We start from the raw sequence: 11,934 nt of genomic DNA, 5'->3' as shown, positions 1-11,934 counted from the left end.
GCTCATTCTACTTACCGCGGATAACCGCGTAAAGTCCGACAATGACCGCAGCAACACCGCCCACTAAATACCAAATGGTGTTATCGGTTGGCTGATTTGTAGCCACTTCTGATACGCTAGAGGCAATTGATTGTGAGGCCTCATATGAGAAATACAATAAAATAGCGCCAACAACTAATAGAACAATACCTACGATACGAGTCATAAAGTCTTCCTTTTGTTGTGTTTACAACTATCAATATAAAGCACTCTGTCAGATCCGCAAGTTTCCTTACAAATATTGATTTATATCATATGGCATATTCACAAGCCAATGAAATGGCTGTAGTTGTTAAAAAGCTGGTCGCGTTTAAAACAAAAAAACAACAAAAGTAAGGCAGAACTATGAGCAGAGCATCTTTTAAACTTGGGTATTTGGCCATTTCAATGTCAGCAGCGTTAGCAATCCCGGGTACCGGTTTTGCGCAACAAGCAGATGCTAATGCAGAGTCTGATGAATCTATGGAGCGCATTGTCACCTTGGGTTCACGGGTCAATGGCAGAACGGCGACAGAGTCGGCTTCGCCAATTGATATTATTTCCGCAGAGCAACTCGTAAATACAGGAGCGACCGAACTCGGTAAAGCTCTGCAAATGAGTGCGCCTTCTTTTAACTTTTCCAGCACAACCATTTCTGACGGTTCTGACATCATTCGCCCGGCGACACTGCGCGGGCTCAATCCGGATCAGGTTCTGGTTCTGGTTAACGGTAAACGCAGGCATCAACAAGCTCTGGTGAACGTTCAGGAGACCATTGGTAAAGGCTCGGCAGGTTATGACATTAACGCCATTCCAATTACCGCTGTTGCGCGTGTCGAAATTCTGCGAGACGGTGCGGCGGCTCAATACGGTTCTGATGCTATTGCCGGGGTCATTAATATCACGCTGAAAAGCTCCGAAGGCGGCAGTGTCTCCGCTGAAATAGGTCAAACTTATGAGGGTGATGGCGAAGTTAATACTATTGGCGTTAATTTTGGTGTTGAGTCAGACAACGGCTTTTTCAACGGCACTCTGGAGTACCGTGACCGGGGAATGACGAACCGGGCGTCTCCAGCTGAAGCATCGCTCATAGGGGACTGGTCATCGCCCAGCGGTGACCCTGTGGTTCGTCTGCATATTGGTGATGCCGATTCGGAGAACTTATACGCCTGGTTTAACTCCGGTTATAACTTTAGTGCAACGACAGAGCTTTATGCTTTTGGTGGTATCTCCAGCCGTGACGGTGGTTCTTCAGGTTTTTTCCGCGGACGCGGACACCCGAGAACCATAGAAGCCATTTACCCCGATGGTTTTCTGCCGAAACTAGAGACCGAAGCGGATGATCAATCGTTGGCTGTTGGCATTCGCGGAGATCTGCCTAACGCCTGGCTGTGGGATGCCAGTGTGGTTTACGGGAAAAATGAATTTGGCTTTAATTCGTCCAACTCAGCAAATGTAAGTTGGTACTACGAACCGAGCCCGGACGGCGGTATTTATGGCGAAACGCCAACAGAAGCTTTTGATGGTGAACTGGTCTTTGAGCAGACGACATTCAATTTAGATTTTAATGGTACGGTTGATATCGCAAATGAGCTGCTTTATCTGGCGGTGGGGTTAGAGATGCGCCGTGACGGCTATCAAATTAACCCCGGTGACCCGGTATCCTGGTCCTATGGCAGAGCCAATGATCCCAGCATTGAAATCCTAACCCCATCTGGCGACCCCGCAGAAGCCGGCATACAAGGTTTCCCGGGTTTTAGTCCGAGCCAGGCGGTAGACGCTGACCGTGACAGTTATGGGGCTTATGTCGATGCAGAATACTATGTAACGCCGGACTTCTTGTTAGCCGGGGCTTTACGCTACGAAGATTATGACATCGCCGGTGATAATATTTCCGGTAAACTGTCTGCCCGATATGATATCAACAGTGACCTCTCTGTGCGTGGCACAGTATCGACCGGATTCCGGGCTCCAGGCGTGCAGCAAATTTATTACAGCCAGGTATCAACTAACATCGTTAATGGCACGTTGGTTGAAACCGGAACCATTGCCAATGATGACGAAGTGGCACGTCAATTTGGTATTAACGAGCTGGAAGAAGAAACGTCTGAAAGCATAAGCCTGGGTCTTATAAAGCGTTTCAACAACGGTTTCGATCTGACCATGGATTTTTATCAAATCAATATTGATGATCGCATTGTTTTGTCGGAGTCACTGACAGCTGATGTAGGCGCAGAGTTTGGTCAAATTTTGGCAGACAATAATCTGGGGGCAGCGCAATTCTTCACTAACTCTGTTGATACCAAAACCACAGGTCTGGATGTGATTGCCTCTTACCCGACTGAATTTATGGATGGCAATTTAAATTTAACTGCCGCAATGAGCTTTATGAATACCGATGTAGAGCAGGTGAATTCGGTCTCTTCATTAATTCCGGGTGAACAGATCTTCAACGACACTCAAGTCCTGCGTCTTGAAGAGGGACAACCCAGTGAGAAAGCAACGTTAAGTGGTGACTGGACTCGTGATGCCTGGAATGTGAATTTAGCCTTTAATTATTTTGGGCCTGTTGAAGGGCAAGCCTTTACCGGTGTGCGTCATGAGTGGGGTGGTAAGTGGCTGACTGATCTTTCTATCGGCTACGACTTTACTGACAGTTTAAACGTTCGTATTGGTGCGAATAACCTGTTTGATACTTATCCGGACGAATGGGGCAGTGCAGGTTCGCCATTTTCTGATGCGGGCTTTAAATATGGCTGGGAAACCTTCCCGTTTGGCATTAATGGGGGGTACTACTACGCTCGGCTGAACTATACCTTCTAGGCGTTGTATTAACTCGCCGTATAAAAACGCCCCTTCTAAGGGGCTTTTTTATGTGGTATTTACTGCCCTAGCCGGCCAACTCGTTTCATTGCTCCCCAATTATGTCTGCGGCCTCGGACAAATTGGAATAATCCGCGTAACCGCCACCAACTGTTTAATTGTCGATAACCGAAGTTTTCCAGTACTGCGGTGAAAATAAGCCACATGAGTTCTTTTTTTGATTGGTAGGTTCTGAAGGTCAACTCTTCTAAAATAAGGGAAAATATGGAAATAAAAACTCCTAAACCAAAAGCGGCAAGCAAAAAAGCCAGAGTAAAGTCTAGATCGACCAAACCGGCGAAAAAGAAATAAGCGGTGAGTAGGTAAGCCAATACCTCAATGATTGGGCCAATCCCCTCGAACAAGAGCATAAAAGGGTAAGCTATCCAGCCGGCAGCTTTGCCTCTTGGTGAAAGCAGAAGACCAATATTGGTTGTTAAGCTCTCCATTAAACCGCGCTGCCACCGAATGCGTTGATTCTTTAACGTATTTAAATCTTCGGGCGCCTCGGTCCAGCATACGGGATCGGGTATGAAGGCGATACGGTAAGGAAGTTTCGCTTTATTCATGTGCTGGTGAAGTCTAATAACCAGTTCCATATCTTCGCCCACAGTATTGGCTTGATATCCGCCGCATTCAATAACTCGCTGCTTACGGAACACGCCAAATGCGCCCGAGATAATAAGCATCCCGTTAAGTGGTGACCAGCCCATTCTACCGAATAAAAAGGCTCGTAAATACTCGACAATCTGTAGCCGGGCTAGCCAGGATTTCGGCAGGCTCACTTTGGTTAATAGCCCTTGGCGAATCGTTGAACCATTAGCGACTCGAATGGAACCTCCAACGGCAATCGTTTCTGGTTCGTCGATAAAAGGGTGGACAATTTTGTCTAAACTATCGCGTTGCAAAATTGAGTCGGCATCAACCGCACAAAACAAGGGATTACGCGATGCATTTATCCCTGCATTGAGGGCGTCGGCCTTTCCGCCATTGTCTTTATTAATAGCTCTAAGCTGTGGGTATTTTTTTGACCGGTATACTTGTCGGATTGGCTGAGTGGCCAACTGATTTCGGTAGGCCTCATGATAAATTTGTAGGTCAAATGCTTCGATAAGTTTTGTCATAGTCTCATCGCTTGAACCATCGTTAATGACGATGATTTCATATTTCGGATATTCTAGTTGCAGGATGCTTTTAATCGATGAAACAATCCCAATTGCTTCATTATATGCAGGAACGATGACTGAGACTGGCGGTAGCAGAGGACCGAAACTCATCGGTAGTAGCTGGTTATCGTAACGGCGCATGTACTGTCGAATAACAACAAAACTGATGATGTTGAGTACAAGATAAACTGCGGTTAACGCGACGAAATAACCAATAAAACTCAGTTGTGTAATTTCAATCCATGGTTGCCACTTATCAAGCATCAGTTATCTCCAAATTCATTTCATTCGCCACTTGCATCAACATGTTTCTGGCAAATGGGTCGGCCAGTTCGGTCAGTTGTTCTTTAAGATAGGTTGGTGAAAACTCCGGGTGCAAGAAAACGCCTTGAGCGGCGCGATAACGAACCCACCATGCGGAATCTTGAAGCAGTTGCCACAAACGTTCTAAATCTTGTTTGTTGCGTGCCAGTTCTCCTAGCATTCGGGTAGCCTGAACCCTGACTCCAAGTTCAGCGGAATGCGTCAAGCGTCGAACGAGAGGCAGATGGTGTGGGTGATCCAACAGTGGTATTAGTTGCGCGATAGCTTCGGGTTGTGATTTAAAGTGATTGACCAATTGTTTGGCTTCGCTGGCTGACAAGGGTACATCGACCCCCTGCAACACCTTAAGCAGGTAAACGGCATGTTCAGGTGTGGTCTGAAGTAAAGTTTGCTGAGCTTGTTGAATCAGATAACGCGAGTCGCATTCTTTAGCTATAGTGACTAAACGTTCTGAAGCAACGAAGTTCTTCAATTCAAGTAGTATTGGGACTGCTACTGTTTGATCATTTCGCATTAAAGCACGTAGCGCGGTAAGAACAACCATACTGCTGGAGTGTCGGGTGAGCTCTTTTAAACGTTTTATTGTTGCAGGAGAAAGTTTTTGTAAATCGCCCATGGCGATAGCGGTTGCTATCAAGGTTCTCACGTCCTGACCGCGCATCAACTCAAGTGCCTGACGCTCTAAGCGAATATGGTGAGCTAAACGCTCAAGACCATCGTCAGCATCGCCGCGAACGTAACGATGCATTAATGACCACAACTGTATAAACCATAGAAAAGCCTGAGTATCTCGCCAGAGCTGTTTTATTTGGGATTGATCGGGTAATTCTGCTTGAGGGTTTGCACAAAACTCGAATAGAAATTGGCGCCAATGATGTTGTAATGCCTTTCGTTTTTTGTCATGCCCCTGATGAATAATCCGCAAGATGAACAGCCATGACCATACCAATAGGATCAAAACGGCAATAACAAGGAGAGCCGTGTGCATCCATTGAAGGAGCTGCTCAGAATCGATAGCGAAGTCCAAGCAATACCCCCCTGCGGTCATAAAAATCACCTTGCTGATTAAAGCTTAGTGCCCAGCGAAGTCCCCAGGCAGTTGATAGCTGATGTAAGCCGTAAACGCTGATACCTTTGACATCGGTTATTAAAACCCGCTGAGGGGCAACTTTTTCTGCTTCCTCACCTTGGTTGAGCGCCAGCGTTACGGTGCTCCATTCATCATAAAAATAGCTAAGGGTTGCGGCATGAGACAGTGCTGAATCACCGCCTAAAAGGTGATCCTGACGAATTCGGTAAGACCACCGCCATTGAGCAAAATAGCGTTCTAACTGGAGGCTATAGCCCTGGCTGGTGCTTGTTGGCCAATGGCTTCTGTGAGTACCTGCGCTAATTAGGTAGCCGTTGCTAAGTGCCCGACTCAGTATGATCTGCCCCTGCAGTTCAGGACGTACACGGGAGGTTCCTGAACCACCAAGCTCTCCGAATAATTGCCAGTTTTCATTAAGGTCGGTATAAAAACCGGCCAAAAGTTCATTATCACTAAGGTCAAAGCGGCGAGTTTGGTTAAAACGTAAATAGCCTAGCGTTTTGTTCGATAGAGATTGTTCGTACTGAACGTAAGCATTTTGCCAATTGTCATAATTTCCGGACAGACTATCGAAACCAAAACCTGCTTCCAGTGCCTCATCATAAGGCTGGGCTGGCAGGGCTGTACTTAACAGGAGGCTCAATCCGGTAATCATACTGCGCTTCATGAGAAATTCCTTTTCTGACTTCGGATATTAAGCAGTTTACGGATCCGGGCCTGCAATTCTTTTGGTTGAAAAGGCTTAACCATGTAATCGTTGGCTCCCGAATCCAAAGCATTGGCAATATCATCGTCCTCTTGCAGGCTGGTTAATACCAAGATGGGTAGCTGGTAGCTGGACTCTCGATCGCGAAGCCATTGAATCAATTGTGCCCCTGATACTATGGGTAACTGCAAGTCCAGCAGCACCAAGTCGGGAGTATATGTCTGTAACCATTCTTGAGCTGCGGAGCCGTCATTACAGCATTGAGTTTCATAACCTTCCCGCTGTAATAAAAACTCCAATAGTTCACGTAAAACGGTATCGTCTTCAACAATTAAAATCCGAAACTTACCCATATACGCCTCCTAGCTTATTTCAAGCATAAGTAGCTTAGGCTTTTGGGGCAAGAAAAACTCTGTTTAGGAAACAAGCAGTAAGCTTTTTCTAGACAAAAAAAGACCGAGTGTGTAAAACCACCCGGTCTCTCCCGTCTCTCTTAACGTTTTTGACCAAATGAATCAGTCATTAGTTACCTAAATAAGAGGTCAGCATCCACGCCGTTTTTTCTTGCTCTTTAATGTAGTCGCTCATCAGTGCATTGGTACCTTCATCTCCAGCTTCGTCAGAAATTTCGAGAATTTCACGCTGTAGACGGATGGTCGTCTGATAGCTGTCCAAAATATTGGCGACACAGGCACGACCATCGTGAACGTCTTTAACTTCTTCAATTTCGCTGTTCTTGATGTAAGTCGAGTAAGCATGCTGAGGACGTTGACCCAGAGTTAGAATACGCTCTGCAATTTCATCAATTTTCAGCAGTAAGTCATCGTAGGTTTCTTCAAACTTAGCGTGCAATTCGAAAAAACGTTCGCCTTTAATATTCCAATGGAAACCACGAACATTCATGTAAAAAACTTGGTAGTTTGAGAGCAGCTCATTTAGCTTGTCGCCAAGTTTTTCTGCCTTTTTCTGATCTAGACCAATAACGCTTAACTGTTTCATAAAACCCTCCTTTGTCATCGTTATACCTTAACCATAGTTGAATCATAGGGTTAAAGAAAGCGATGAAAATCGATAACGCTGACAGTTAAACTCGATAACTGTCAGCTTATGCTTACATAAGGAGTAAGGGGACGTTGTGAGTTAAATCAACTCAGGCTTTCAAGTTTGCCGTCGCGGATGTGTTTTTCACCGCGGGCTTTAGCTAATTGAATCTGACGCTCACGTTCGGCGAAGCGTTCTTTCTGTTCGGCCGAGGTTTTGTCGTAGCAATGCGGACAACTGACACCTTTTTGGTAATGCTCTGACTGCATTTCCTCAGCAGTAATGGGCATGCGACAGGCATAACACTGGTCGTATTCGCCTTGCTCCAGACCGTGCTTAACGGTAACCCGCTGGTCAAAAACAAAGCACTCACCATTCCAGCGACTGTTGTCTTCCGGCATCATTTCCAGATATTTAAGAATTCCGCCTTTTAAGTGGTAAACCTCATCAAAGCCCTGTTCTTTTAAATAAGCGGTCGACTTTTCGCAGCGGATACCGCCGGTGCAGAACATCGCAACTTTTTTATGTTTTTCCGGATCCAGATGTTGCTTCACGTACTCCGGAAACTCGCGGAAAGTATCGGTCTTAGGGTTAACGGCGCCTTCAAAGGTTCCTACGGCGTATTCATATTCGTTGCGGGTATCAATAACCAGCACTTCCGGGTCAGCTATCAGGTCGTTCCATTTTTCCGGGTCTACATAAGTACCGGCCGAGCTTTTAGGGTCAACCCAGTCAACGCCCAGGGTGACAATTTCTTTTTTCAGTTTTACTTTGGTGCGATAAAACGCTTGTCCGTCACTAGGGGATTCTTTGTGTTCAATGTCAGCAAAACGTTCGTCGGAACGTAGGTAATTCAAAACGTTGTCAATGGCTTCTCGGGTACCGCAAATGGTGCCATTAATCCCTTCCCGAGCTAACAGCAAAGTGCCTTTTACATCGTTTGCAATAAGCGTCTGATACAGAGGTTCGCGGAGCTCTTTATAGTCATTTAGCTCAACAAATTTATACAATGCCGCACAAATATACATATCATGTTACCTTTTTCAGCGGTCCGGAACGTAAATCCGGAGCCCTTATTTAAATCGCGTTAGCAATTCGCGTAAAAATCGCGCGGATTATACCGTTTTGATCCCGAACAGTGCAAATCAGGGACTTAGGGAGCAGTAAGAAAACATGATTAACGAAGCCTTGTTTTATGGCCTGGTACTCTTATCAGCCGCAACCTCGTTATTAACAGCCGTGGCAGGCGCTGGCGGAGGGGCGGTATTGATTGGTGTGATGGCTCTGGTATTACCCGGTAGCGCGGTTATTCCGGTACATGGATTAGTGCAAATGGGGTCTAATGTGGGCCGAACCGGGTTGTCCTGGAAGCACATCCATTGGCCAACCGTTGCCTGGTTTGTGCCTTTTGGTTTGTTAGGCACCTTTATCGGCAGTTTATTACTGGTTCAGCTTCCGACACATTTTCTACAAATTACCATCGCACTATTTTTAATCTGGTTAACCTGGGGGCCTAAGTTGCCACAGAGTTTCCGCGGGCGTGCCGGTTTGGTCGGTGGTGGCTTGGTTACCGGCTTTATTTCTCTTTTTGTTGGTGCTTCAGGACCACTGGTTGCCGCTTTTGTAAAAGCCCGGTTTAGCCAGCGAATGCAAACCGTCGCCACTTTTTCCGCAGTAATGACCATGCAACACGCGCCTAAAGCGCTGGTGTTCGGCATGGCCGGGTTTGTGTTTCAGGACTGGTTACCGCTGGTATTGGCAATGATAGCTGCAGGCTTTGCCGGCACCTGGATTGGCCTGCACTGGCTGAAAAAAATTACTGACCAGCGCTTTGATCAGCTATTTCGTTTAATCATTACCTTGTTGGCTCTGCGCTTGCTTTGGGTCGCGCTTGAGCCTTTTGTCCCAGCGTTGACGAGCATAACGTCGTAAACTGGCTATGTTATCGGTTTCATCCATAATAGGGGTGCCCAGTATGGTTTCGATAATATCTTCCAGAGTAATGAGTCCCAGCCAGCTGCCGTGTTCATCATAAACTAAAGCCATATGCTGACGCTCTTTAAGCAGGTGGCTCATTAGAGCCTCGACACTGACGGTTTCTGTGACGATCTCAACCGGTCGTACAATGTCTTTTAGCGAGTCTGATTCGTCAGCATCAAGAACATCGCTACGAAAAACGATACCTTGTGGCTCCTCATCATTATCAATAACCGGGTATCGGGAAAAGGGCAGCTTTCTAATTCTTTCGCTAACCTCGGTCATGCTCAAGTCGGGTCGGATAGATTCACAGACTGTTCTGGGAGTCATAACCTGACGTACCCGAATTTCATGTAAGTCGAGAATGTTCAGAATGACCCGGCGCTCGTCGTCATCTAACGCTTCTTCTTCGTGGCCAATAGTCGCCATGGCTTTAATTTCGGAGCGAACGTCAATGTCGGCTTCTCCGCTACCGATACGTTTTGTGATTTGATCGGAAAGCCAGATAAACGGCTTTAGGGATAAAATCATAAAGTTCAGTACAGGAGGAAGCACAGGAGCTATGCTACGCCAGAACTTGGCACCAATCGTTTTAGGTATGATTTCCGAAAGTACCAGAATAAGCAGTGTCATAACGGCCGAAGCGACACCCAGGTAGCCGTCGCCGAAAACAACTCCAACCTGAGCGCCAACACCTGCCGCGCCAGCGGTATGGGCTATTGTATTCAGCGTTAATATCGCTGCAAGGGGTTTATCAATAGAATCTTTTAGCTTACGTAACTGCTGGTGAGTTTTAGGTCTGGTCTCTTTTAGTTGCGCAACATAACTTGGCGTAACCGATAAAAGAGCTGCTTCTAAAACCGAGCAAATAAATGAAACGCCAATAGCGATAATGGCAAAAAGAATGAGTAGGAACATTGTTACCTTAAATACTTACAAAAATTGTATTAGTAATAACATAGTTCCCGCCACAATGAGAATGGACCAACCGACAGGACCTGCGTATTTACCCCATAGGCGTTCAGTATAAGGCCCTAACCACAAAACGATAAGTGCTAATACATAATAACGTAAAGCACGCGCTGCACCTGCCGCTAGTAAAAACAATGAAAGTGGATAGTCCCCTGCGCCTGCAGCTAACATGGCGACCTGGAAAGGAACGGGAGTAACGCCTACCAGAAAAATGGCAATAAAACCGTCTTCGCTCAGAGTTTCCTGAAATTCTTTATAGTATTCCTGAATGGACAGGTAGTTGATAAACCATTCGCCAGCGCTATCAAATAAGGCAAAACCAATGTAATAACCACCAATAGCCCCGGCTAAGAACCCCGCTAAAGCAACAGTTGAAACCAGCCATATGCGCTTGCGTTCTAGTACCATGTAAGGCACCAAAACCAACTCTAAGGCTATGGGAAGTATCGTTGCCTCCAGGGCAGACAGAAAAAATAGAAGTATCAACGCATGGGGGGAACTGGCCAGTTTCTGATACCATTGTTGCGTCTTCGAGTTTTCTGTCATTGGCGCGTCAACATATTATTTTCGATAGCATTCATCGGCTCAGTGTAGCGTGATTTTTTTGCAAATAGGGATCGAAGCCGTTAAAACTTACGTAAAATTTGCACTTACATCGTGTTGTTAAAAGGTAACTCAAAATGAAATATCAAGGAAGCCCGGGCTTTTCTCATGGGCAGGCGGACAAAATTGGTGTCTTGGTTACTAATCTAGGAACTCCAGAGGCCCCAACAAAAAAAGCGCTCAAGCCCTATCTAAAAGAGTTTTTATCCGACCCACGAGTGGTTGAAGTGCCGCGTTTACTTTGGTTTTTAATTTTGAATGGGGTTATTTTGCGCTTTCGTCCTAAACGTTCAGCCGAAGCTTATAAGACCGTCTGGACTGATCGTGGCTCCCCTTTGTTATTTCATACACAAGACCAGGCTTCGGCTATTGAAGCAAAGCTGAAACAAACCTGGGGTGACAACATTGTTGTGGATTTTGCCATGCGTTACGGGAACCCGGCTCTTGGCGATGTAGTTGAGAAAATGATGCAAAAAGGCGTTCGTAAACTGCTGGTGTTGCCTTTGTACCCACAGTACTCGGCATCGACTACTGCCTCAACTTTCGATGCGCTGGCCAAAGACTTTACCAAACGCCGTTGGTTACCTGAACTTCGCTTTATTACCCACTATCACGATTTTTCACCTTTTATCGAGGCAGCTGCACAGCGTATTGAAAAACACTGGGACGCTCATGGACGCGCAGATAAGTTGTTGTTCTCTTATCATGGAATTCCGTTGCGTTATTTGAAAAATGGCGACCCTTACCATTGCGAATGCTACAAAACATCGCGCCTACTGGCTGAGCGACTGGGACTTGGAAAGGATGAGTATCTGACGACTTTTCAGTCACGTTTTGGCCGTGAAGAGTGGTTGCAGCCTTATACCGACATGACAATGAAAGCGCTTCCTGGCAAAGGAGTTAAGTCGGTGCAGGTATTTTGCCCTGGCTTCTCTTCCGATTGTTTAGAAACCGTAGAAGAAATTGGCGAAGAAAACCGTGAATACTTTATGGAAAGTGGCGGCGAGCGGTACGAATACATTTCAGCTCTGAATGCTGAGAGCGGGCATATTGATGCGTTAAGTCAACTTATTGAAAATAATCTGCAAGGCTGGTCAGTTGAAGAAGTAACTGAACAGCGACAGCAAAGAGCCGACCAGGTAAAAAAGCAGAGTTTGCCCTATGATGATTAAAGG

12 protein-coding genes are annotated in these 11,934 nt (G+C 46.1%); 3 read left to right on the top strand and 9 right to left on the bottom strand.

Annotated features, from left to right (window positions below):
• Positions 1–7 precede the first annotated feature (7 nt).
• Positions 8–205, bottom strand: coding sequence for a DUF3185 family protein (locus NJR55_RS04495; RefSeq protein ID WP_253618217.1), 198 nt, complete (start codon positions 203–205; stop codon positions 8–10).
• Positions 206–384: 179 nt separating this feature from the next.
• Here NJR55_RS04495 and NJR55_RS04490 point away from each other — a divergent pair, with 179 nt between their 5' ends.
• The gene (locus tag NJR55_RS04490; RefSeq protein WP_253618215.1) at positions 385–2,841 is read left to right on the top strand and encodes a TonB-dependent receptor plug domain-containing protein; all 2,457 of its coding nucleotides are present in this window, start codon (positions 385–387) and stop codon (positions 2,839–2,841) included.
• A 59-nt stretch (positions 2,842–2,900) separates the two neighbouring features.
• Here the strand turns inward: NJR55_RS04490 and NJR55_RS04485 are convergent, their stop codons facing one another.
• The 6 genes from NJR55_RS04485 to trhO form a co-directional block, all read right to left on the bottom strand.
• A complete protein-coding gene (locus NJR55_RS04485) occupies positions 2,901–4,310 on the bottom strand; it encodes a glycosyltransferase family 2 protein (RefSeq protein WP_253618213.1) in 1,410 nt (469 codons plus the stop codon).
• Complete coding sequence (locus NJR55_RS04480; protein ID WP_253618211.1) at positions 4,303–5,118, bottom strand: HEAT repeat domain-containing protein; 816 nt, start codon at positions 5,116–5,118, stop codon at positions 4,303–4,305. The genes NJR55_RS04485 and NJR55_RS04480 overlap by 8 nt, the downstream gene beginning before the upstream one ends.
• Before the next feature lie 256 nt (positions 5,119–5,374).
• Positions 5,375–6,127 carry a YaiO family outer membrane beta-barrel protein gene (locus tag NJR55_RS04475; protein ID WP_253618209.1) on the bottom strand — a complete coding sequence of 251 codons (753 nt, stop codon included), beginning with the start codon at positions 6,125–6,127 and terminating at the stop codon, positions 5,375–5,377.
• Positions 6,124–6,519, bottom strand: a complete 396-nt coding sequence (locus tag NJR55_RS04470) for a response regulator transcription factor (RefSeq protein ID WP_253618207.1) — start codon at positions 6,517–6,519, stop codon at positions 6,124–6,126. The genes NJR55_RS04475 and NJR55_RS04470 overlap by 4 nt, the downstream gene beginning before the upstream one ends.
• A gap of 169 nt (positions 6,520–6,688) precedes the next feature.
• On the bottom strand, positions 6,689–7,165 hold the full coding sequence (locus NJR55_RS04465) for a Dps family protein (protein ID WP_253618205.1): 477 nt from the start codon (positions 7,163–7,165) through the stop codon (positions 6,689–6,691).
• 146 nt (positions 7,166–7,311) lie between these two features.
• Positions 7,312–8,235 carry an oxygen-dependent tRNA uridine(34) hydroxylase TrhO gene (gene trhO, locus NJR55_RS04460; RefSeq protein WP_253618203.1) on the bottom strand — a complete coding sequence of 308 codons (924 nt, stop codon included), beginning with the start codon at positions 8,233–8,235 and terminating at the stop codon, positions 7,312–7,314.
• A gap of 145 nt (positions 8,236–8,380) precedes the next feature.
• Here trhO and NJR55_RS04455 point away from each other — a divergent pair, with 145 nt between their 5' ends.
• Positions 8,381–9,139 carry a sulfite exporter TauE/SafE family protein gene (locus tag NJR55_RS04455; RefSeq protein ID WP_253618201.1) on the top strand — a complete coding sequence of 253 codons (759 nt, stop codon included), beginning with the start codon at positions 8,381–8,383 and terminating at the stop codon, positions 9,137–9,139.
• Here the strand turns inward: NJR55_RS04455 and NJR55_RS04450 are convergent.
• Positions 9,056–10,102, bottom strand: coding sequence for a hemolysin family protein (locus NJR55_RS04450; RefSeq protein WP_253618199.1), 1,047 nt, complete (start codon positions 10,100–10,102; stop codon positions 9,056–9,058). The two genes, NJR55_RS04455 and NJR55_RS04450, sit on opposite strands and share 84 nt — an antisense overlap.
• Before the next feature lie 15 nt (positions 10,103–10,117).
• Entirely contained in the window at positions 10,118–10,702 is a 585-nt protein-coding gene (locus tag NJR55_RS04445; protein ID WP_253618198.1) for a YqaA family protein, read from the bottom strand.
• A gap of 134 nt (positions 10,703–10,836) precedes the next feature.
• Between NJR55_RS04445 and hemH the strand changes: the two genes are divergently transcribed.
• The gene (gene hemH, locus NJR55_RS04440; protein ID WP_253618196.1) at positions 10,837–11,931 is read left to right on the top strand and encodes a ferrochelatase; all 1,095 of its coding nucleotides are present in this window, start codon (positions 10,837–10,839) and stop codon (positions 11,929–11,931) included.
• Positions 11,932–11,934 lie beyond the last annotated feature (3 nt).

Origin of the sequence: Idiomarina rhizosphaerae (assembly GCF_024159085.1) — a bacterium.
GTDB classification, from domain to species: domain Bacteria; phylum Pseudomonadota; class Gammaproteobacteria; order Enterobacterales; family Alteromonadaceae; genus Idiomarina; species Idiomarina rhizosphaerae.
Note: the sequence above shows the minus strand (reverse complement) of the source record. Positions and strands in the feature narration are given on the sequence as shown.

What these genes read in the sequence shown, in the direction of transcription:
- NJR55_RS04495 (WP_253618217.1), bottom strand. Translation starts at nt 205, where the DNA reads ATGACTCGTATCGTAGGTATTGTTCTATTAGTTGTTGGCGCTATTTTA.
- NJR55_RS04490 (WP_253618215.1), top strand. Translation starts at nt 385, where the DNA reads ATGAGCAGAGCATCTTTTAAACTTGGGTATTTGGCCATTTCAATGTCA.
- NJR55_RS04485 (WP_253618213.1), bottom strand. Translation starts at nt 4,310, where the DNA reads ATGCTTGATAAGTGGCAACCATGGATTGAAATTACACAACTGAGTTTT.
- NJR55_RS04480 (WP_253618211.1), bottom strand. Translation starts at nt 5,118, where the DNA reads ATGCATCGTTACGTTCGCGGCGATGCTGACGATGGTCTTGAGCGTTTA.
- NJR55_RS04475 (WP_253618209.1), bottom strand. Translation starts at nt 6,127, where the DNA reads ATGAAGCGCAGTATGATTACCGGATTGAGCCTCCTGTTAAGTACAGCC.
- NJR55_RS04470 (WP_253618207.1), bottom strand. Translation starts at nt 6,519, where the DNA reads ATGGGTAAGTTTCGGATTTTAATTGTTGAAGACGATACCGTTTTACGT.
- NJR55_RS04465 (WP_253618205.1), bottom strand. Translation starts at nt 7,165, where the DNA reads ATGAAACAGTTAAGCGTTATTGGTCTAGATCAGAAAAAGGCAGAAAAA.
- trhO (WP_253618203.1), bottom strand. Translation starts at nt 8,235, where the DNA reads ATGTATATTTGTGCGGCATTGTATAAATTTGTTGAGCTAAATGACTAT.
- NJR55_RS04455 (WP_253618201.1), top strand. Translation starts at nt 8,381, where the DNA reads ATGATTAACGAAGCCTTGTTTTATGGCCTGGTACTCTTATCAGCCGCA.
- NJR55_RS04450 (WP_253618199.1), bottom strand. Translation starts at nt 10,102, where the DNA reads ATGTTCCTACTCATTCTTTTTGCCATTATCGCTATTGGCGTTTCATTT.
- NJR55_RS04445 (WP_253618198.1), bottom strand. Translation starts at nt 10,702, where the DNA reads ATGACAGAAAACTCGAAGACGCAACAATGGTATCAGAAACTGGCCAGT.
- hemH (WP_253618196.1), top strand. Translation starts at nt 10,837, where the DNA reads ATGAAATATCAAGGAAGCCCGGGCTTTTCTCATGGGCAGGCGGACAAA.